This is a genomic window from Paenibacillus tundrae (genome assembly GCF_036884255.1).
GTDB lineage: Bacteria > Bacillota > Bacilli > Paenibacillales > Paenibacillaceae > Paenibacillus.
This window is the reverse complement of the sequence record NZ_CP145605.1, coordinates 1,304,871-1,325,942: the sequence shown is the minus strand read 5'-3', so window position 1 is coordinate 1,325,942 and position 21,072 is coordinate 1,304,871. Positions and strand designations below refer to the sequence as shown.

The following is a 21,072-nucleotide window of genomic DNA, read 5'->3' as shown; positions in this document are numbered from 1 at the left end:
GGCATGATGTAATAACGGACTCCGTCGTAATCATTCTATATCAATTGAGTTGTACAGCGAAATTCGTCTGTTAAGATATACCGCAAGGCTACGGGCTTTGACGGAAATAAGGAGCGTTATAAACCGATGAGACAACCTGATGAAATGCAAGATATCACGCTACTGGGTAACCAGAACGTAAAATATACATTCGAATACGATCCAGGAATTCTAGAAAACTTCGATAACAAGCATCCGTACCGCGATTATTTTGTTAAATTCAACTGCCCGGAGTTCACTAGCCTGTGTCCTATCACGGGTCAACCGGATTTTGCGACAATCTATATCAGCTACATTCCTGATATCAAAATGGTCGAGAGCAAGTCTCTCAAGCTGTATCTGTTCAGCTTCCGCAATCATGGAGATTTCCACGAGGATTGCGTGAACATCATCATGAACGATCTGATCAAGCTCATGGATCCGCGCTACATTGAGGTATGGGGTAAATTTACACCACGCGGTGGTATTTCCATCGACCCGTACACCAACTACGGTAAACCGGGAACGAAATATGAGCAAATGGCCGACCACCGTATGATGAACCATGATATGTATCCAGAGACAATTGATAATCGTTAATGGTAAAACATCAAAAGCCGAGTTCTTCAATGATTGAGGAGCTCGGCTTTTTTGTGTTTTTAGGTTTTTCGGATTTTTTGGGCTTTTCGAGACATTTAGAGGATGGTTTACTTTTTAGATTATGAAGATTTCCCATTCTCTCGGCCTATCCAGTTTCTTTTTCAGTCGCCACATCTGCGTGCACAAGGAGTTACTTCACATTTGGATAGCTCATTCTTCCTTCAAATGTTTCATCTTTCGAATATAGTGCCGTAACATAAAGACATTAAACAGTTGATAAGTGACAAAAAGTACGATCGCAAAAGTCAAAGATTGAGGTGCCACATATATCGCAAAAAAAGTGGCCACGGCCATATAGATAATAGTCATCACGACATTTCGCCTGGCAAGAACATAGGGGCTCAACTGCTTCATATCGATTCATCCTCCCAGCATTTTTGGAATAGTGCCGTTGGATCTGCATTACACTCGACTACTTTACGTTACCTGAAGCTAACCCCTTTTTGAAGGTAAATAGGATAAAAGGGTACTTTTCTACTATATATGAAGCAGCTCACTATAGAAGGTAATCAATAACAAATTAAGCATCTTCCCCCTACCACAAGGCATTGCAAAATTCGAAATGAATTCTTCGTATCCAACCCCATATTTCAATCCTTCATCCTTTTCGAGAATAAAGGTAGAAACGGCCTAAACGATTTCTTTGTTCCCCTTGCCCACCTATTAAATCTATCCTATTATGTAACAATATGCTTAAATCACATCAAAAGGCGCTGATCCCTCGTGACCGCGACCAAAGGAGAACATGAACATGTCCATGCAAACCTCTTTACCCAAAGACGCATCAGCAGGGCCTCAGGCAACCTCCGGATTGGATGCTCAACGCACCGTATACCGGATATTAATCGCCATCAGTCTGGTGCATCTATTCAACGATTCCATTCAGTCGGTTATTCCAGCAATCTTCCCGATTTTGAAGGATTCCATGCATCTCACCTACACGCAGATTGGCTGGATTTCCTTCGCCATTAATTTCACCGCTTCCATTATGCAGCCTGTCATTGGATGGTTTGCCGATAAGAAGCCAACACCTTCTATTCTACCGATCGGTATGGGCTTTACATTTACAGGGATGCTCCTGTTAGCCTTTGCTGACAGCTATATGGCCGTTCTTATTTCTGTTATTTTTGTCGGGCTCGGTTCGGCTGCCTTCCATCCCGAAGGCTCTCGAGTATCTCATATGGCCGCCGGCGCACGGCGTGGTCTGGCACAATCGATCTTTCAAGTTGGAGGCAATGCAGGACAATCCCTGGCTCCACTGCTCACCCGTTGGATCTTCATTCCGTTTGGTCTCTTCGGCGCTATTGGATTCACAGGTATTGCAGCAGCAGGTATTGCCGTACAGATCTACATTGCACGTTGGTACGAACGGATGCTGAGATCAGGTAGTTATCTACGCAAACAAGCGGCAGCACGCCGAGTTCCTAACCCGGCATTACGTAAGAAAATCGCTGCAGCGATTACAATTCTGATCTTGCTTGTTTTTGTCCGCTCCCTATATATCGCAGCTATCGGCAGTTTCTATACCTTTAATCTCATAGAAAGCTTCAACCTTTCTACACCTGACGCACAAATTTATATTTTCCTATTCCTAGCAGCAGGAGCACTGGGAACTTTCTTCGGAGGGCCACTTGCCGACCGATTCGGCAAACGCAATCTTATTTTCCTATCCATGGCATGTGCGGCTCCATTAACGTTGTTACTGCCATATGCTAATCTGTTCTGGACGGGTGTACTGTTAACCATCATCGGCTTCATCATGTTATCGAGTTTCTCGGTTACTGTCGTGTACGCACAGATGCTGATCCCCGGCAAAATCGGTACCGTCTCTGGTCTGATCACGGGTCTAGCGTTCGGTATGGGCGGTCTAGGCGCGCTCGTACTGGGCAACTGGATTGATGTGTTCGGCGTATCACCTGTGATGCAGGTGTGTAGCTTCTTGCCACTACTCGGAATATTGACCTTCCTGCTTCCTTCAGATCAACTGCTGAAGCGTTGGGCAGATGAGAACGGTAGCGAAGAGTAAGGAAAGTGCAAACGGTATGATGCGAGCGGGCTGGTGCTTGCTTGGACTTAGATATGGCTGCCTGAGCGTCTAAATCCGTCTGTCCGTGCTTTAACGAACCTGACCATTCTTATATTCACAATTATCGTCGAATTCCCAATCTAACGAATCTGAGCGTCGTTATTTACGAATACTGGAGCGATTATCCTTCAGAACGGTGTTCATTTTGTAAAATAAAGCGTCTGAGATTCGTTAGAATTTCGAATGAGCACAATATTCCTGAATAGCGTCTAATGGATTCGTTAGAATCCTTAGATCTGTGCTATTTAGTTCAACCACAACAAAAGGGTTCTCGCCAATGCTGTATTTACAGTCTGGCAGGAACCCTTATCTTTACTTTACTTTATTCCTTCCCTTCTCTCATGTCTGTTTCTCGTACTCTACATGTGGGCTGACCCTCTTGTTTATAAGGTGGGACACCGAGAGCCGACAATCAAGCGTTTTAGCAGTCCTTCTAAGCATTTTACTTCAAACGGTGCAGAATCAGCCGTTTTTTGTACAGCATTTTACCCGTCTCAGCTACATCCCGAATTGTGTTTTTATTGCTCACTGAACCAAAGATCATACCTGCAATCGGAATGAGTTGAAATAGCTTTTTCCATCCAAAGGACTCACGATAGGAGTCAAACACCTCTCGCCACCCTTGCATTTGCGACATTACCTCAACCTGTTTATCAGGATTCTCGTAGTCTGCCAATTCATCAATGATTGCCTTCTTGCCTACGATATCCGCCGATGTAAATTGCAGACACTTCACAATGAAAATGCGCTCCTGTGGCTCATCCGGATCATAACCGTAACATAGCGCCATCTCCTGTAACACTTTCAAAGAAAGTCCCATCACCATTGGAATGTCCGCTGCAATCGTCACGATTCCACCAATGCCTGTTGCCGCTCCTTGTGCTGCTGCAAACTTGGTACGACTCTCAGCGATGTTGTCAGCTACACGATCCAATACTTCAAGTGGCAGGTTCTCTACACTGTGAATTTTCGCTGTGCTCTCTTCCTCAGCTTCCCGTTCGAGACGATTCGTATGACCTAACATCGAATGACCTGTTCGCTGAGCTTCCTCCTGTAGCAGCTTCGCCACCTTCTTCTTCTGAACAAGAAATTTACCACCATGCTGTACATACTGTCCTACTTCATTGAGCGAATTTCCAATCTTATCTTTCAATGCCTTAGGCATAACTTTATCCAGCATAGCAAATGGCAGACGACCGATCTTGTCCCAAATGAACAAGTCCTTCTGCTCTTTCTCCCATGTATGAATCAGTTGTAGTTCCTGATCTAAAGTTTCACGCGAATCCATATATTGTCCTCCTAGCATGATATCAAACGAACTATAGCAAGAGCTGTTCTATTTACATATTAACTTCATCTATACGTTGTATACGTGAAAGGTGCAAGAACGGATTCAATTCATGCGTTATGTTAGATCCGCCTCTTCCTTCATTAACGAGAAAAGCCCTTAATCAGCTATTATACTGACTAAGGGCTACTTCTATCATTCACATTCTATCTAATTATTGTTCCACTTCAGCTACAGCTTTACCATCCGGAACAGGAACACCAAAATCAGGTGTACCATCCTCTCTCCAGTGGATTACTTGAGCACGGGCATGACGGTTAGGGTCATAGAGCGGATCTCCCTCGATCTCTTTGTAGTTACGAGCGTGATAAATGAGGATATCCGTCTGCCCATCTGGTGTTACGGTAAAGCTGTTGTGTCCCGGGCCATACTGGCCGTTCTCTTCACATGTCTGGAATACCGGCTCAGGCGATTTCACCCAGCTTGCTGGATCGAGCAGATCGGCATTTTCATCTGCAGTAAGCAATCCCATGCAATAGTTATAATCTGTGGCACTGGCTGAATAACCAATGAAAATACGTCCATTTCGGTGCAATACAGCCGCACCTTCATTGACTTTGAAACCAATAATCTCCCAATCATATTCAGGTGTAGAGATCATGACTTGTTCTCCGCGCAGTGTCCACGGATTCTCCATCTCGGAGATATACAAGTTAGAGTTACCTGGAATATCCGGATCTTTCTGTGCCCAGACGAGATAGCGGATGCCTCGGTGCTCAAACGTCGTAGCGTCCAAAGCAAAGCTTTCCCAGCGTGTCCGCGTCTGCCCTTTCTCCACCCATTCACCCTCTAGTGGATTCGCAGATTCATTTTCCAGTACGTACATCCGGTGATCAAACAAACCTGCATTCGTCTCACTCGTATGTGCCGCGGCATAATAGATATACCATTTCCCGTCGATAAAATGAATCTCAGGCGCCCAGATGTTGGCGCTCATCGGTCCAGTGTCGCGCTTGCGCCATGCTGTCACTGGCTCCGCATCCTTCAGCTCCTCAATTGTGCGCGCACGCCGGATTTCGATCCGGTCAAATGCAGGTACAGAAGCGGAAAAATAATAGAAACCATCCGTATGGCGGTACACCCATGGATCGGCACGCTGTTCCAGAATAGGATTGGTAAATGTAATAGATTGTGTCATAAGATCGCTTCCTTTCTATTTGGCATTGGTTTGAAGAGAACGATATAAGCTGGTGAAAACGAGCAAGCCTGGGCGTGAGGGGCATCGCTGACGTTTCGGGGAATGATGGGCCTGCGTCGCTTTCTTGTCCTCCGATTTCCTTCCACCTGCTCTTCAGCAGTTGAAATCAGAGGACAAACACACTCCTTCGGCTCCTTCCTCCCCCTTCACTGCTTTATGCCCCTTCAAGGCGCAGCTTTGCGCTTATTCATGCGCGCTTCTATAAGGTTCTCATCGAACCATTGTTGTGGCTCGATTGGTTGTGGACAGTCGACTACCTTCCTGTCGACTGCACCTGAGTAACTAAACTGATCGTGAGGGCATCGCTCACACTTCGGGGAATGATGGGCCTGCGTCGCTTTCTTGTCCTCCGATTTCCTTCCACCTGCTCTTCAGCAGTTGAAATCCGATGACAAACACGCTCCTTCGGCTCCTTCCTCCCCCTTCACTGCTTTATGCCCCTTCAAGGCGCAGCTTTGCGCTTATTCATGCGCGCTTCTATAAGGTTCTCATCGAACCATTGTTGTGGCTCGATTGGTTGTGGACAGTCGACTACCTTCCTGTCGACTGCACCTGAGTAACTAAACTGATCGTGAGGGCATCGCTCACACTTCGGGGAATGATGGGCCTGCGTCGCTTTCTTGTCCTCCGATTTCCTTCCACCTGCTCTTCAGCAGTTGAAATCCGATGACAAACACGCTCCTTCGGCTCCTTCCTCCCCCTTCACTGCTTGATGCCCCTTCAAGGCGCAGCTTTGCGCTTATTCATGCGCGCTTCTATAAGGTTCTCATCGAACCATTGTTGTGGCTCGATTGGTTGTGGACAGTCGACTACCTTCCTGTCGACTGCACCTGAGTAACAAACCTGATCGTGAGGGGCATCGCTCACACTTCGGGGAATGATGGGCCTGCGTCGCTTTCTTGTCCTCCGATTTCCTCCCACCTGCTCTTCAGCAGTTGAAATCCGATGACAAACACACTCCTTCGGCTCCTTCCTTCCCCTTCACTGCTTGATGCCCCTTCAAGGCGCAGCTTTGTGCTTATTCATGCGCGCTTCTATAAGATTCTCATTCTTTTTCTTCGCTCAGTTGTTTCCCCCATACGGCAATGCCGCGGTCATTCAGACCTGTGACCACAAGGGTTGGCTTGCTCAGTTCCCAGTCCCACGACGGGAGCAGTTGTAGCTCCTCTGTGGAGGCTCCGTTCGAGTTACGTTCCTTCCACTCAATCGTGAGTGTGTGTTTGCCATCGAATGTCCACGTACCTGAATCGTTTTCGCTTGTGACTTTGCCGTTACGCTGTAAGGTAAATGGAGATGCTTGAACCTGTCCGTCAACAGACGGATCAAGCTCCATACCTTCCCATTCCCCAGCAATCATAGACTTAGGAATATCCTGTACCGTCTCGCCAGCGTAACGTTCGGGAGAGACGACCGGCCAACCGTCCTTCGTCCATAACATTTTACGAACATGCAGGTACGGCCAGTTTTTATCCGTCTCCCCTCTAGCATGATGCACGATGTAATAATCGTCACCGTCTTGCAGTACTGAGTTATGACCTGGAGCAACCCAGCCCTCTCCCTCTGTAAAGCGATAACCCCCTACCACTTTTGTTCCAATTTCGTATTGTGGCAGATGATCTGTATCCAGCATGTTCATACCGTTTATATCCGTGTATGGGCCTGTAATTGAATCAGCGCGCGCGACCCTTACGTTGTAATCCTCGAATAAGGAGTCATATGAGACAAACAGATAATACTTTTTAAATTCAGGATGGTATATGATATACGGCCCCTCTACTGCACCCTCTTCGGTAGCCCGATCACGTGCGGCAATACGAGTACCATAACCCTCTTCCTTGAACTTGCCCGTGTCTGGATCGAGTGGCGCAATATAAATACCATCGAAGAATGAGCCGTACACCATCCACGGATTGCCGTCGGCATCCAACACAGGATTCGCATCAATGGCATTTAGTTTATCCTGTTCGTTCTCCGATGTGCTCACTACAAGTCCTTCGTCTTTCCAAGGCCCTTCTGGAGAAGTGGATGTCTGCAAACCAATGGCTGACCGCGTGCTGCCAAAAGTAGAAGCCGAGTAATACATGCGGTACGTATCTCCTACCTTCGTAACATCAGGTGCCCATAAATTCACGGCTCCTGTCCAGTCCAATGCTTCCTGCGGAATGCCCGGCAGGGCTTGACCTACCCATGTCCAGTTGATAAGATCCTCTGATTTTCGCACCATCACGCCAGGCTTAGGCTCTCCGGCAACACGAACATCCGTCGAATATACATAGTAACCCTGATCTGTTTTAATAATCGCTGGATCATGAGCATTATTTACTGTCCAACGAGACTCATCATCTAATATGGAGTTGTCATACAGTAAGGTATCTTGTGGTTCCGCAGGAAAGGTTGGGCGAGGCACATCTGCCTCTGCCCCCTCTCCAGAACAACCCGTCGCACCAATCAACAGGAACAATAGCATTGAAGCAACCACTCCTCTCTTGTTTATGTTCCAGCCACGCTTTTTCAACGAGATCATCCCTTTACTCCAGAAATCGCAACAGATTCAATAATTTGCTTCTGGAAGACCAAGAAGACAATGAGTACTGGGAGCAACGCAACGATGGACGCAGCCATAATAAGCGGATAATCCGTCTGAATCGCATAGGTCGCATTGAAGTTTGCGATAACAAGCTGTAAGGTCTGCTTCTCTGGCGAGTTCAGATAGATGATTGGAGCCAGATAATCATTCCAGATTCCCATGAACCACAGAATTAACTGTGCCGCAATCGCAGGTTTGATCAGTGGGAAGGTGATACTAGAATAGAGCCGGAAATAGGAACTTCCATCAATTTTGGCTGCTTCTATAATTGCATCTGGGACACTAAGCAGATATTGCCGCAGGAAGAAGATCATAATGACGTTACCGAACAACCCAGGTACAATCAGCGGCAGTAGTGTATCTACCCAACCAAGCTTAGAGAACATCATGAATTGTGGAATCATGACAGTTGGATAAGGAATCATCATGGATGCAAGCAGAGCTAGAAACAATTTGTTTTTATGTGGAAATCTCAATTTGGCAAAAGCAAAAGCGGCGATACTGGACGTAAACGTACCGACCACAGTGACACTCAATGCAATGATCAAGCTATTTTTGATCCCGCTGAGTAACGGGCCAGCTTCCCAGATTTCTTTATACTTTTCAAATTGGAACACTTCTGGAATCCACACAGGAGGAAGTGCAAATACATCCTGTTTCTCCTTCAACGACGTGGACAGCATCCAGATCAATGGGGCAACCATCGCAATAGCGCCAATCGCAAGTATGATAAAAATAATCGAGTTCGTTACTTTCCTTCTTTGACTGTAAGACATCTCCGGTTCACTCCTTTCCCTTGACCATCAATCCCCATCATAGGCTGATCTTTCGTTTAATTTGAATTGCACCAAAGTAATGACAAAGATGAAAATACCTAGAATCATGGCCATCGCTGAGGCGTAACCCATTTGCAGGTTGCTGAACGCTTTTTGCCAGATGTAGAAAACGATCGACGCCGATGAATACTCAGGACCGCCTGTAGGGGTCATAATGTTCATCTCGGTAAAGATCTGGGAGCCACCAATAATATTGGTAACCACGAGGAAGAAGGTCACTGGCTTCACCATCGGCCAGGTGATGTTACGGAAGATCTGGAACCCGTTCGCTCCGTCCAGCTCAGCCGCCTCGTAGTATGTACGTGATACGCTTTGTAGGGCAGCTAGGTACAGCAACATGGTGTAACCCAGACCTTTCCACACCGTCATAATAATGAGCGCTGGTTTGACTGTATCTTTGTTAGCCAGCCAGTTAGGCCCTTCAATGCCGAAGAGCGCAAGGAACTGATTAACCAATCCATAATCTCCGTTATAAGCCCAGTTCCACATGATGGAAACGGCTGCAAGAGAAGAAATAACGGGAATATAATAGATCACGCGGAACGTCGTTGTACCAGGAATTTTGCGATTCAAGCCCATTGCGAGCAAGAGTGCAAGTAACAATCCAATCGGAATCCCCAGCATCAGATAAAAGGTGTTAAACATCGCTTTGTAAAATAGATCATCTGTGAGCAAATCTTTAAAATTGGCTAAACCGATAAAGTTCATCTGTCCCAAGCCATCCCAATCCGTGAACGAACCGTACAACGAATATAAGAAAGGGAACAGAACAAAGATCAGCAGACCGAGAATTGGAGGTGTAATAAACAAATATCCATACAGCCTCTCTTTGCGATACAAGCTAGACTTTGTATTCACTGCGCTCACCCCTGTTTCTAATATCAAGTATGGAATCCAAAAATGATGCCAGCAGCGTGATAGCAGGCTGCTGGCATCGCTTTTCTATGCAACACGAAATTTACCAACTTAACTCTGATTCACCTTGTGTAGTTCGCTTCTCGCTCGAAGGGCTCGAAGCTTTCTAGCAATCTCTCGTTGATTAACTTATTTCTGAGACTTTTTCTCTTGCTCTACTGCTTTGTCCAACAACTTCTGCATTTTCGGCTGTTGCTGTTTTACATACTCTGCAGCTGTAATCTTGCCATCCAGCACAGGTTGAACGTCTGTGAAGAACAGGTCGTACCACTCTGCGTTATACGTGTAGTTCCCTGGAAGGGAGCGACCATAATCTTCAACGATATCAATGAATTCCTGTTTATTCGCTGGCTTCGTTGATGTATCTTTAGCCCATTCATCAGCCATGTCGAGCAGGTTCGGAATCTGTACTTTGGCATCGACAAGCTGCTGCATTGCATCTTTAGAAGCTGTAAGGTAATTCACCAGTTTAGCTGCTTCTTCAGGGTATTTCGTTTTGGCGGAAACACCGATACCCAGGGAACCGATCCACGTTGCGGACTTACCACTAGAACCAGCTGGGAATGGCAACAGATCATATTCAAAAGGCAGCCCTTCAAACGTACTCATATCCCACGGACCTACAGGGAAGAATGCCATTTCCCCTTTCATCCAACGTTGGTACGTATCCAGGGTTTGTGCTTCTTCAATAGAAGGTGTGATTTTGTATTTATTCTGCATGTCTGCGAAAAATTGTAGCGCTTCCGCAAATTTCGGATCGTCAATCGTTACTTTCGTTTTGGTCTCATCTAACCAGTCAGCACCATTACTCCATACGAAGGATTGAAGTGCCCAGTTTACGTTGAAGCCTGTACCGAATACATCCGGTTTGCCGTCTCCGTTCGTATCCTTCGTTGCTTGCTGATTTACTTGAATGAACTCATCCCACGTATATGGCTTGTCCTTGTCTGGGAGTGGAATGCCTTCTTGTTCAAACAGCGTTTTGTTATAACCAAGTGCGAATGGACCAAGATCTTTCGGCATACCGTAAAGGTCTCCTTGTCCTGCCATTTGGCCATCATAACGATATAAATCCACACCGTATTTCCAAATATTATCCAAATTTACATCCGGGTTATTTTCAACATAAGGAGTCAGATTCATCAATACATTACTGTTCACATACGCTTTCACGTCACCAGGGTTAAAATAAAAAATATCTGGCAAGCTATTGCCCGTGATCGCTGCTCTCAGCTTAGTAGCATATTGATCTGCAGCCGTTACAATCAATTTAACTTTGATACCAGGATTCTCTTCTTCAAACTTTTTGACAACCGCTTGATAAGCCTTCTGTTCATCTGTACCGCCTCGGAACATAAATGTCAGTTCTTTGTTACCGCTCGCCCCACCGCTATCTCCACCGCAACCTGCTAAGACAAGTGCAGTAACCAGCATAAGAAGCATAAACGTGACCCAACTCTTTTTCTTTAACATCTGAACCCCTCCTGATCTGAATTTGTAACCGTATTCAATTGCGTGAAATAAGATTTCTGTTGTTAAATTTATCAAACACTAATCACTTTAGTCAATACTTTATTAAAACATTTTATATTTTTATAAAATAAAATATGTTTGGGAGTGTTCCTTAGGGTTTATAACCGTGGATTAACCTATGATTTTCATCGTTTGAAATTTTGACACCAGGGAGGTGATAGAGGGAAGTTTCGATCTTTTCTTAACCAAATGATGCATTTGATTCATGAAGTGTTAAAGTATTTTAGGTATAATAGAATTATAAAAGCGGTTACAATACTTTTCAATGGTTTATTTCAAAGATTAATGAAACAATTTAAATGTTTATATGTAACACTACCTTGATAAACAAACCTTCATTTGTATAATCAATCGTACGATAATAAAGAAGATAGGCTTCTTGGCTCTACCCTTCCCATCTATCTTATAATCATTTATACTTATCTAAAATAAAATATAGAAATGTGCACTAACCTATCTAACAGTACGTGTTCAAAAAGGATGGTTTTCAGTACCGAGAAGATGGGATGAAGATAGAAATAGAGTAGCGGAGCGTAGATCAAGCTACGTGAGCAACGGAAATTTCGGCTGAAGTCCATATTCGACGCTGAGATGTCGTCAGACATCCTTCGTAATCAAAAGCTGACTTTTTGAATAACCTATCTAACAGTGAACGGGGAAAGGACCAACACATATGATTTATATTAAGGATCTGAAGTCGGGTGTGAACATCTTTAAAGCCCTCAGTTCGGAGATTCGGATACAGATCATTGAACTACTGGCGAAGAACCAGAGCCTTAATCTCAATGATCTTGCGACCAAGCTGGGACTTAGCAACGGAGCAATTACAATGCATATCAAAAAGCTGGAGGAGAGCGGTTTAATCGAAATAAATACCGCTGTCGGCAAACATGGAATCCAGAAAATTTGCTATCTCAATGAGGAGAAGCTGATGGTGGATCTGCGTTCGCAGGAGATTAATAACCGTTATGAAGTAGAGATTCAAGTAGGACATTATAGTGATTATCAGGCTGCCCCTACTTGTGGACTTGCGACTCGGGACAGTATCGTTGGGGAATTCGATGACCCACGTTATTTCGCAGATCCATTACGGATTGATGCGGAGATGATCTGGCTTGCGGAAGGTTATTTGGAGTATCGCATTCCCAATTATCTGAAACCGAATCAGTCATTTAGTGAGATTCAACTCTCCATGGAACTCGGTTCGGAATCACCCGGCTATTGCGATAACTACCCTTCAGATATTTACTTTCACATCAACGGTATCGAGATTGGCTGCTGGACGAGTCCAGGTGATTTTGGCAATACACGTGGAACGTTTAATCCAGACTGGTGGCCGCCTCACCTTAATCAGTATGGCATGCTGAAGCTGATTCGAATCACGCAAGAAGGTAGCTATATCGACGGCTGTCGCATTTCGGATGTGACGTTAGATGATATTGGACTGGACTACAAAAGTGATATCCTCTTCCGCATTGCAGTGACAGAAGAACCTGTCAACAAACGTGGACTCACGATCTTTGGCAAACATTTCGGTAATTACGGCCAAGGTCTACTCGCCCGTGTGCTCTACAACGTACAAGAAGATTAACACAAGCTTGAATGAACACCGATAGAAAAAGCACCTCCTTCCATGCTATCACTGCTTGGCTTAACTGCTTGCATTACTGCTTATTATCACGAATCAGCGTAATAATATCGCGGCTTAGAAAGAGTGCGTATCAGCACTCTTTTTTGTTATTTTCATCTCACGTTATAGCTAAGTTAAGTTTGCGCATCAGCAATTAGTGACTTACCTTAAAGTCATTAGAAGACAAATCCCTTCTCGTTCATGACACTGTGATATAATATGGCCTGCAATAACAAAAAGGGATACTGGGCGGGGATACTTGATGAAATTGGAACGTTTAATCTCGATCATATTCAAGCTCTTGAACCATGAGGTGTTGTCTGCTTCTACATTGGCGGAAGAGTTTCACGTTTCTCCAAGGACGATCTATCGAGACATTGATGTCATCTGTGCAGCTGGCTTCCCCGTCGTCTCTCATCAAGGACTTAAAGGCGGATATGGCATCATTGATGGATATAAAATGGACAAAAGCTTACTCGGCTCATACGATGTCAATTCCCTTATTACAGTACTCAGCAGTCTCTCCACTGTCTTCGATGATGGACGAGTACAAGGAACGATTGAGCGACTGCAAACGATTGGACCGGAGCATCAGATATCAAGTTTATCTATAGATCTGGAAACACGTCGAACGGAACCTGATGCCCTGCCATATCTGCGAGAAGGCATTACGGAATATCGGATTATCCAATTCGATTACATTAATACGAAAAATGAACATACAACTCGTCGAATGGAACCTGTGAGACTACACTTTAAATATCGCAATTGGTACGTATATGGATTCTGTCTGACACGCCAGGATTATCGGGAGTTCCGACTCTCTCGGATGATGAATGTGAGCTTAAGTTCTGACACTTTCCAACCGCATTCTGTCAGGATTGAACCAACGACTACTTGGGATGACTCGCTGCAAAATCAGACAACAGAAGTGGTGTTCAAGGTTAATCCGGGAGCACTCGCGGAAGCCATGGATCACTTTCAACAAGCGGACAAACAATTTCATGATGATGGAAGCATGACGATGCGAATCGCAGTTCATCAGCCATTGAAAGCCCGTTGGTTATGTTCGTTCTTATTAAGTTTAGGAAGTGGTGCGGAGGTCCTCGAACCTACCGAACTGCGAGATATCGTAAGAGAAGAGCTGCAAAACGCGCTTAGACCTTATGAAAAATCACATTGAAGAAGTATGACACGCTGTTGTCATACTTCTTTTTTTATAATCATCTCTGTAAGTTAGTTGCACTTCACGACTATTCTAAGGAGATGATCGCATGAACCATCCGCAAGAAATGTATCAATACCACACATGGGCCACACACACCATTCTAGGGAGGATTCAAGAATTGCCGGACAGCCTGTTACATCAGGAGGTGAACAGTTCATTTCCTACCATTGCTCACGCACTAAGTCATATGTATGCCGTTGATCAAATGTGGTATCTAGTCTTAACAGGTGTCAGTATGCCCGAAGCTCTACAACTATGCATGCCACGGAATGAAGAGATCTACGATGCTGTGGAGGACTACAGTCAGAGATTTGCAGAGTTATCAGAGCAATATACAACGTGGTTTCTAGATCACATCGATCTGGAACAGACGATTCTGCTGGATAATCCATTTGCGGGAATTCGGGATACGCGCCTTGCAGAGATCGTCTTTCACCTCATTAATCACGGAACGTACCATCGGGGGAACATCTCTACGATGCTGCGTCAATTAGGCCATGCCTCTATCATGAATGACTACAGTCTTTTCTGGTATACCAAACCTGCTATAGATTAGACGGTGGTGGAATGAACTGTGGAAATTAACAATCATTTGGCTGCTACATCAAGAGAAGAATTGAGAGCTTGGTTACACGAGCATGGTAGCACTCAGACGTGTTGCTGGGTAACCATTAGTCTCAAACCAAGCCCAAATACACTGTTGTACTTGGATGCCGTAGAAGAGTCACTATGTTATGGTTGGATTGATGGAATAAAGAAAAAAATATCCGAGCATCATCTAGCGCAACGCTTATCTCCCCGAAGCAAACAAAGCTCGTGGACTGAGCTAAACAAAGAACGTGTTCGTCGCCTTGAAGCGCTGGGACTCATGCATGACGAAGGTAGAAAGGTTCTACCTGAGATGGATCCCAATGCGTTCATCATTGATGATGTTATTAAGCGAAGACTGAAAGTGAATCCCATGACCTATACCAATTTCTTGGCATTCCCTGCTCTCTACCAGCGGGTTCGAATCGATACGATCCAAAGCGTGAAGCATCAGCCTGTGCTATTCCAGCGCAGATTGAACAAATTGATCACCCATACAGAGGCAAACCAGATGTACGGTCAGTGGCATGATCATGGACGACTCTTAGATTATCACTATGAAGATTTCACCAATATCACGAAAAAATAAAAAGGAGGATCTCCGAAAAGAGCTTGTTCATAAAGTCCGCTTTTGAACCCGCACGATAAGGGAGATCCTCTTCGTTGATCAGTGCAAATTCTGCCTGTAGTTTTTGGGAGACACGCCATAGGCTTTCTTAAACTGACGAGTAAAATAATTGCTATCGTTAAATCCGCAATCATACGAGATTTGGGTGATGGACAGATTGCTATTTTTCAGCAGATGACATGCCTTCTCTAGACGCAGCTTATGTACATACGAAATAGGCGTCATCTGATAGTAGGATCGAAAGATCCGATTGAGATGCCTGATCGATATGTTTGATTTTCCCGCAATATCCTCCAGCGATAATGGCTTCAGATACTGATCTTCAATATAGGAAATGGCATTGGCTAGATGCATCAGATTATTGCCCCTGCCACCCTTCTCCTGGGTATCATACTGCCTCGACAAATATACTGCCATCTCCGTTAGACGTGCGATCAGCATCGTCTGATACCCTTGCTGCTTCGCCTCATATTCCTCAACCATGAATGAAATCAGCGCTTCAATATATTCCAGACTAGAAATAGGTAAGGCAAGCAGGCTGGGGAACGAGTGGATATGACGATAAAACGGTTCCAACACAAACAATGCTTGAAATCCATTCGACTTCCTTAGGTCAGGCCCCGTTGATGAAAGCATGTCAGGCTTGAACATAATGTTACATATTCTAAAATCATGAGGGTCGATATACGCATGGTGTGTCTCGCCATTGATGACAAATACATTCCCCTTCTTAATAAAAAACTCCTCGTTATTTACAACATGGGTCGCATGACCATTCAGAACGATCACAAGCTCCGTGAAATCCATATGATTGTGAAGCTCCATATCTGTCTCATGCCCACCATACTGAATGAAAAACGGGAATTCCTTATCTGACGTAAACCATCTCAGATATGCATTACTCAAAAGCATTCCCTCCGAACAATGTTGGGTTCGTATGTCTATATCATGCTACTCCAAGTCCGAAAAATCAAGGTAAAGGGCGGTTGTAACCGCTATACTTTTCCTTATAACAAGGCACTGCGAATGAGGAGCTCACGCCAGACGGTAGCTCGGATTCGCTAATGTGCCGTAAGTTACCCATAACTCTCATATGAATAGGAGCCTAACATGACAAAATATACGAACCCGGTGATTCCAGGTTTTTACCCCGATCCGAGTATCTGCCGCGTAAACGAAGATTATTATCTGGTAACAAGTACATTTGAATACTCTCCGGGTGTACCTATTTTCCATAGCAAGGATCTTGTGCACTGGCAACAAATTGGACATTGTCTAACCTCGCTAACACAACTCCCTCTAAGTAAAGCGTGGAGTTCCGGCGGTATATATGCACCGACCATCCGTCACCATGAGGGCTGGTTCTACATGACAACAACCAATATCGGCGCGGGTGGAAACTTGATTGTTCGCACCCAAGATCCAGCAGGCCCATGGTCTGATCCGATTTTTGTTGCACAGGGAGGGATAGATCCTTCTCTGCTCTTCGACGATGATGGTCGTGTGTATTTCCAATCCGCGCAGAATGGCGATGAAGGCGAAGGAATATATCAGTGCGAGATCGATATCACTACCGGGAAGCAGCTTACAGATAGCCGACTCATCTGGCGCGGAACAGGTGGAGCTGCCCCAGAGGCGCCCCATTTGTACAAAATTAACGATCTGTATTATCTCATGATTGCCGAAGGTGGCACCGAATACGGTCATATGGAAACTATCGCCCGGAGCACGAACCCATACGGACCATTTGATGCATGTCCTCACAACCCAATTTTATCGAATCGCAGTATGAAGAGTAGCATCCATGCCGCTGGACACGCAGATCTGGTTCAAGCTCAAGATGGTACATGGTGGGCTGTCTGTCTTGGTATGCGTCCTCCTTCTTATCCAATGCGCCATCATCTGGGACGTGAAACATTTCTTGCACCTGTGACTTGGACGGATGAAGGCTGGCCAATCATTGGGGACAATGGGAACATTAAGCCTGTTATGGATGCGCCTGAGCTACCTCAAGTACAATGGACAGCACCAAGCGTACGCGATGATTTTAAGGAACCAACACTTGGTTTGGAATGGATGTTCTTGCGTAACCCTGCACCCGGAAGCTGGTCGCTAGAGGAACAACCTGGTCAGCTCGTGCTGCGCGGAACCGCAGTTTCCCTTGATGATGTAGGTAATCCTGCTTTTGTTGGTCGCCGGTTGACACATTTTACGTCCCATATCGCAACTGAACTAACATTTGAGCCACAGGAGGACGGTGAAGAAGCCGGCTTAACCTTGTATATGAATCCCAAATATCATTATGATCTGGCGATCAAACAGGTAAACGGGCAGAAAAAGATCCTACTCCGTCGCACAGTCGGCTCCCTAAGAACCGAGCAATGGGTTGCTTGTGAGGCTGGCCCCGTAATCTTGAAGATTCACACTAAGCCTGAGCAATTCCTTTTCTCCATTCAGCAAAATTCATCTCCAGAACTGGAGGTTGGCTCAGGTGAGACACATCTGCTCTCTACTGAAGTAGCAGGCGGTTTCACAGGGGTCATCGCTGCGATGTATGCCAGCAGTCCATCAGGAAATGGCGCACCTGCAAGTTTCAATTGGTTCGATTATGAACCATTGGAGGATTAAAATCCTGATTAACTACCTCTTATATATAGTTGAATAAAATTCCAAATACTCCCTTTTCAAGGTAATCTTGAAGGGGAGTATTTCATTATCATGAGCAGCCATGTTTATCATATTTATCATCATTTCAAAAGTGGACATCGCTATATTCTCTGCTTTTCTGTCATCTTATAAAAGACACCCTTGCGGAAATGCAATTCTTCTGGGCTACCTTGCTCTACAATCTGTCCCTTTTCGACCACCAGGATGTAATCTGCATTCTTAACCGTCGAGAGTCTATGTGCAATGACTAAAATCGTCTGCTGCCCTTTTAAATTCAATAATGTATCATTCAAGTTACTCTCTGTCATGGCATCAAGAGCAGAGGTATACTCGTCCAGCAGCAGTACGCGGGATGGAGTCATGAATGTCCTCGCTAACAAAATTCTTTGGATTTCTCCACCAGAGAGGTTATCTCCGTGGCTTTCAACCTTCTTCTCATATTGCTCAGGCATAGCCTCAACAAATGCTTTACCATGAGCCATTTCAACCGCAGTATTAAATCTGAGCAGCGTCTCTTCATCCAAGTCTTCTCGTTGAAGTGGATAAATAATGTTTTCCAAAATAGATAAGTTCCAAAGCACTCCCTTTTGCGGGGAATAGCCCACATATTTTCTTAATTCCTGAAGATTCAGTTCTTTAACTGGAGTTCCGTCCAGTAAGATCTCTCCGTCATCCGGCTCCATATATCTGTGAATTAATTCAAAAATCGTAGATTTTCCTGACCCACTTAATCCAATAATGCCCACAAAATCCCCTGGCTTAATATCCAAAGTGAAGTTCGAAATACCAGAAGAATCTTCTTTCGTATAACGATAAGATACATTGTTCATCTGAATTCGAGGAGCTCTGTTATAATCAGGTACCTTAATACCTGATTCAATCTTTTCCAACTCCAAAATCTCATTCAGGTTATTCATAATAACCTTCATTCGGCTCATATCAATATTCATCGTAAATAGCGATTTAAATATGCTGTACAATCTTGGAAGAATCACAATAAACGCCAGTAATGTACCTGGTGAGATTTCACCTTTTAGAATCAGGTACAGACTGTAGCCATAAATCACACCAGTAATCAAGGAGATTACTGTATCCGCAACGAGGTTTAAAATCATATGATGAAACACACGAGATTGTTTGGAAATCTTCCATGCCTGATCATTCCAGTCACTCCAGCGTTTTTGTTCAGCCTCATGTCCGTTAGACATATGTACAGCTTTTAAATTGTGAAAAAAATCATTCAAATACCCGATACCCTTTTCCAAAATTCCATAATATTGCTTATCCAGCTTCTCTGTCTTGTTTCTGAAACGTTTGAAGCCATACATAAACACAGGAAATGAAATAACAGCTACTAACGTAAGCTCCATACTCATGGACAACATAATCCACAACGTAGCTATCAGTAAAAAAGCATTAGATACGATAGACATTATGGTCTCTACGACAAAGATTTCACATAACATTCCCACTTGCGATGTAATTCGGTTGATGATTTCTCCTCTTCCGATCTTATCGACATGCTTCGGTCTGCTCGCCAGCAATTGTGAAAACAATCGAAGACGAAGTTTTTCAGATAACTTATTTCCCAATTCGTTGTTATAATAAGCAGTAAAGCTATGAAACGCGGCATAAACAATAGGAATGCATACAAGAAGTACAATATATAATGTAGCGGTTCCAATCTGCTTTCCAGGCAAAATGTTATCAAATAAACTCTTGATTAATAGTGGTTGTACAATTGAGACTAACGAGGCAGAGATATTGAACAATAGAATCAAAAAAATGATTTTTTTACTTTGATTTAAAATTTCAATAATTACTACCCGAGATGGATTCATGAATCCATAACACCTCTATACATTAGTCTTATTATAAATACTATTTATGTTATCTTTTTTGTTGAAGAAATTTAACCTGTCAAAATATAGATTATTACCTGTGAGATTACAGGAATTGAACGAATAACAGATTCAACTCAAAAACCCCACCCTTCATGCATATGCATAAAAGGTAGGGTTCGAGTTAACGTCGATATATAGATACTATTCTAATTTTACTTACCTGATGGCTGTACTTCTGCTGTGTAGCCTGTAGGAATATCTGTCTCAGCAGTTACATTCGTAATAACCATTGGATACATCATGTCAGGATCAGGCTGAACAATAGTGTAGAGCACGATCGCACGTCCATCCTTCTCCAGCTTCACATCATCAATCTTCAAGCCATAACCAGGATGCGGCATTTCAGCCGTCAGCTTAACTTTCGTCGTTTTATCATCGACCTTCGTCGTTGTCACGCTTGGTACGATTCCTTGTTGACCCTCGCCCGGCTCGGTTGGAGCGGGTTCAGACGAACCACCATTTCCATGCGAATCCACAAATTCAAGTGCATTGAAGATCATGCTTGCAGCCTCCATACGGGTAAGCGACTGATCTGGACGGAAGTTACCGTCCTTATCCAGTTCAATGATGTTCATATTCAGCAGGTTCTGAACCGCAGATTTGGCGTCCTTACCAATTTTATCTTCGTCATTCACAAGATTATACTTCATGATCACTGGATAGTTACCTGTTGTGTTAATACCTTCGTGGAGTAAAATGACAAACTGTTCACGCGTCATCTCCCCTTGCGGATTCAACTCGACCGGAATGGACAGACCATTCTGCGTTGCAGCCTGTACAGCATCAGCATACCATGTGTCTGGACTAATTTTATTTTGAGCCGCTGAAGCAGCAGCATATTCATTTTTCAAACCAAATGCCTTTACAATCAACTGCACACCTTGTGGCTCTGACAATGCCTGATCTGGACGGAATAGATCTGAGGTCACACCGTTCACGATGCCTTTCGATTTCAATGTATCCACAACTGTTTTTTGCCCTTCATCCTTCACATCTGAAAAAGCGAGTACCGAAGCACCTCCTGCCGTTAATGACACGCATAGTGCAAGCGTTGCCGCCAATCCTTTTTTATGTTTCATGCCTTGGCACCTCCTATGATTAGTAAACCCTATTTTTTACCTGTTCAATCCTACAGACGGGATACTGTTCAAAAATGTTTCACCAAATCGACTTTAGGATGAATAATGAGAGAGACACAACGTTCCTTGATCCTTTCCATATTCGTTTTATATCCGTTCTATGTCGA

At 44.3% G+C, this 21,072-nt stretch carries 17 protein-coding genes; 7 read left to right on the top strand and 10 right to left on the bottom strand.

Going from position 1 to position 21,072, the window contains the following annotated elements:
- The first annotated feature begins 126 nt into the window (after nucleotides 1-126).
- Nucleotides 127-618 (top strand): preQ(1) synthase, encoded by a 492-nt coding sequence (gene queF, locus V6W81_RS05705; protein WP_128100638.1) that lies wholly within the window; start codon nucleotides 127-129, stop codon nucleotides 616-618.
- Between the two features lie 210 nt (nucleotides 619-828).
- Here queF and V6W81_RS05700 read toward each other — a convergent pair whose 3' ends face one another.
- Nucleotides 829-1,032, bottom strand: coding sequence for a hypothetical protein (locus tag V6W81_RS05700; protein ID WP_338542009.1), 204 nt, complete (start codon nucleotides 1,030-1,032; stop codon nucleotides 829-831).
- 397 nt (nucleotides 1,033-1,429) lie between these two features.
- Between V6W81_RS05700 and V6W81_RS05695 the strand changes: the two genes are divergently transcribed.
- Nucleotides 1,430-2,704, top strand: coding sequence for an MFS transporter (locus V6W81_RS05695; protein WP_430701087.1), 1,275 nt, complete (start codon nucleotides 1,430-1,432; stop codon nucleotides 2,702-2,704).
- A gap of 502 nt (nucleotides 2,705-3,206) precedes the next feature.
- On the opposite strand, the gene V6W81_RS05690 is transcribed toward V6W81_RS05695, so the two are convergent.
- From V6W81_RS05690 to V6W81_RS05665, 6 genes are all read right to left on the bottom strand, one after another.
- Nucleotides 3,207-4,052 (bottom strand): EcsC family protein, encoded by an 846-nt coding sequence (locus V6W81_RS05690; RefSeq protein ID WP_338542008.1) that lies wholly within the window; start codon nucleotides 4,050-4,052, stop codon nucleotides 3,207-3,209.
- A gap of 214 nt (nucleotides 4,053-4,266) precedes the next feature.
- The gene (locus tag V6W81_RS05685; RefSeq protein WP_338542007.1) at nucleotides 4,267-5,250 is read right to left on the bottom strand and encodes a glycoside hydrolase family 43 protein; all 984 of its coding nucleotides are present in this window, start codon (nucleotides 5,248-5,250) and stop codon (nucleotides 4,267-4,269) included.
- Nucleotides 5,251-6,355: 1,105 nt separating this feature from the next.
- Nucleotides 6,356-7,777 (bottom strand): arabinan endo-1,5-alpha-L-arabinosidase, encoded by a 1,422-nt coding sequence (locus V6W81_RS05680; RefSeq protein WP_338542006.1) that lies wholly within the window; start codon nucleotides 7,775-7,777, stop codon nucleotides 6,356-6,358.
- A 53-nt stretch (nucleotides 7,778-7,830) separates the two neighbouring features.
- Nucleotides 7,831-8,673 (bottom strand): carbohydrate ABC transporter permease, encoded by an 843-nt coding sequence (locus V6W81_RS05675; RefSeq protein WP_056694081.1) that lies wholly within the window; start codon nucleotides 8,671-8,673, stop codon nucleotides 7,831-7,833.
- Nucleotides 8,674-8,700: 27 nt separating this feature from the next.
- Nucleotides 8,701-9,591, bottom strand: coding sequence for a carbohydrate ABC transporter permease (locus V6W81_RS05670; RefSeq protein WP_056694078.1), 891 nt, complete (start codon nucleotides 9,589-9,591; stop codon nucleotides 8,701-8,703).
- A 186-nt stretch (nucleotides 9,592-9,777) separates the two neighbouring features.
- Nucleotides 9,778-11,121 (bottom strand): ABC transporter substrate-binding protein, encoded by a 1,344-nt coding sequence (locus V6W81_RS05665; RefSeq protein WP_145051143.1) that lies wholly within the window; start codon nucleotides 11,119-11,121, stop codon nucleotides 9,778-9,780.
- A gap of 733 nt (nucleotides 11,122-11,854) precedes the next feature.
- On the opposite strand from V6W81_RS05665, the gene V6W81_RS05660 reads away from it, so the two are divergent.
- The 4 genes from V6W81_RS05660 to V6W81_RS05645 all read left to right on the top strand — a co-directional run bounded on the left by V6W81_RS05660 (nucleotide 11,855) and on the right by V6W81_RS05645 (nucleotide 15,216).
- The gene (locus tag V6W81_RS05660; RefSeq protein ID WP_145051146.1) at nucleotides 11,855-12,772 is read left to right on the top strand and encodes an ArsR/SmtB family transcription factor; all 918 of its coding nucleotides are present in this window, start codon (nucleotides 11,855-11,857) and stop codon (nucleotides 12,770-12,772) included.
- 301 nt (nucleotides 12,773-13,073) lie between these two features.
- On the top strand, nucleotides 13,074-13,994 hold the full coding sequence (locus V6W81_RS05655) for a helix-turn-helix transcriptional regulator (protein WP_338542003.1): 921 nt from the start codon (nucleotides 13,074-13,076) through the stop codon (nucleotides 13,992-13,994).
- A gap of 91 nt (nucleotides 13,995-14,085) precedes the next feature.
- Complete coding sequence (locus V6W81_RS05650; RefSeq protein WP_338542002.1) at nucleotides 14,086-14,595, top strand: DinB family protein; 510 nt, start codon at nucleotides 14,086-14,088, stop codon at nucleotides 14,593-14,595.
- 18 nt (nucleotides 14,596-14,613) lie between these two features.
- Nucleotides 14,614-15,216 (top strand): YdeI/OmpD-associated family protein, encoded by a 603-nt coding sequence (locus V6W81_RS05645; RefSeq protein WP_338542001.1) that lies wholly within the window; start codon nucleotides 14,614-14,616, stop codon nucleotides 15,214-15,216.
- A 78-nt stretch (nucleotides 15,217-15,294) separates the two neighbouring features.
- On the opposite strand, the gene V6W81_RS05640 is transcribed toward V6W81_RS05645, so the two are convergent.
- Complete coding sequence (locus tag V6W81_RS05640; RefSeq protein WP_338542000.1) at nucleotides 15,295-16,161, bottom strand: helix-turn-helix domain-containing protein; 867 nt, start codon at nucleotides 16,159-16,161, stop codon at nucleotides 15,295-15,297.
- 204 nt (nucleotides 16,162-16,365) lie between these two features.
- Here V6W81_RS05640 and V6W81_RS05635 point away from each other — a divergent pair, with 204 nt between their 5' ends.
- The gene (locus V6W81_RS05635; protein ID WP_338541999.1) at nucleotides 16,366-17,883 is read left to right on the top strand and encodes a glycoside hydrolase family 43 protein; all 1,518 of its coding nucleotides are present in this window, start codon (nucleotides 16,366-16,368) and stop codon (nucleotides 17,881-17,883) included.
- Nucleotides 17,884-18,023: 140 nt separating this feature from the next.
- Here the strand turns inward: V6W81_RS05635 and V6W81_RS05630 are convergent, their stop codons facing one another.
- Complete coding sequence (locus V6W81_RS05630; protein WP_338541998.1) at nucleotides 18,024-19,763, bottom strand: ABC transporter ATP-binding protein; 1,740 nt, start codon at nucleotides 19,761-19,763, stop codon at nucleotides 18,024-18,026.
- A gap of 215 nt (nucleotides 19,764-19,978) precedes the next feature.
- Nucleotides 19,979-20,905 carry an S-layer homology domain-containing protein gene (locus tag V6W81_RS05625; RefSeq protein WP_310139596.1) on the bottom strand — a complete coding sequence of 309 codons (927 nt, stop codon included), beginning with the start codon at nucleotides 20,903-20,905 and terminating at the stop codon, nucleotides 19,979-19,981.
- Nucleotides 20,906-21,072: the final 167 nt, after the last annotated feature.

What these genes read in the sequence shown, in the direction of transcription:
- queF (WP_128100638.1), top strand. Translation starts at nt 127, where the DNA reads ATGAGACAACCTGATGAAATGCAAGATATCACGCTACTGGGTAACCAG.
- V6W81_RS05700 (WP_338542009.1), bottom strand. Translation starts at nt 1,032, where the DNA reads ATGAAGCAGTTGAGCCCCTATGTTCTTGCCAGGCGAAATGTCGTGATG.
- V6W81_RS05695 (WP_430701087.1), top strand. Translation starts at nt 1,430, where the DNA reads ATGTCCATGCAAACCTCTTTACCCAAAGACGCATCAGCAGGGCCTCAG.
- V6W81_RS05690 (WP_338542008.1), bottom strand. Translation starts at nt 4,052, where the DNA reads ATGGATTCGCGTGAAACTTTAGATCAGGAACTACAACTGATTCATACA.
- V6W81_RS05685 (WP_338542007.1), bottom strand. Translation starts at nt 5,250, where the DNA reads ATGACACAATCTATTACATTTACCAATCCTATTCTGGAACAGCGTGCC.
- V6W81_RS05680 (WP_338542006.1), bottom strand. Translation starts at nt 7,777, where the DNA reads ATGCTATTGTTCCTGTTGATTGGTGCGACGGGTTGTTCTGGAGAGGGG.
- V6W81_RS05675 (WP_056694081.1), bottom strand. Translation starts at nt 8,673, where the DNA reads ATGTCTTACAGTCAAAGAAGGAAAGTAACGAACTCGATTATTTTTATC.
- V6W81_RS05665 (WP_145051143.1), bottom strand. Translation starts at nt 11,121, where the DNA reads ATGTTAAAGAAAAAGAGTTGGGTCACGTTTATGCTTCTTATGCTGGTT.
- V6W81_RS05660 (WP_145051146.1), top strand. Translation starts at nt 11,855, where the DNA reads ATGATTTATATTAAGGATCTGAAGTCGGGTGTGAACATCTTTAAAGCC.
- V6W81_RS05655 (WP_338542003.1), top strand. Translation starts at nt 13,074, where the DNA reads ATGAAATTGGAACGTTTAATCTCGATCATATTCAAGCTCTTGAACCAT.
- V6W81_RS05650 (WP_338542002.1), top strand. Translation starts at nt 14,086, where the DNA reads ATGAACCATCCGCAAGAAATGTATCAATACCACACATGGGCCACACAC.
- V6W81_RS05635 (WP_338541999.1), top strand. Translation starts at nt 16,366, where the DNA reads ATGACAAAATATACGAACCCGGTGATTCCAGGTTTTTACCCCGATCCG.
- V6W81_RS05630 (WP_338541998.1), bottom strand. Translation starts at nt 19,763, where the DNA reads ATGAATCCATCTCGGGTAGTAATTATTGAAATTTTAAATCAAAGTAAA.
- V6W81_RS05625 (WP_310139596.1), bottom strand. Translation starts at nt 20,905, where the DNA reads ATGAAACATAAAAAAGGATTGGCGGCAACGCTTGCACTATGCGTGTCA.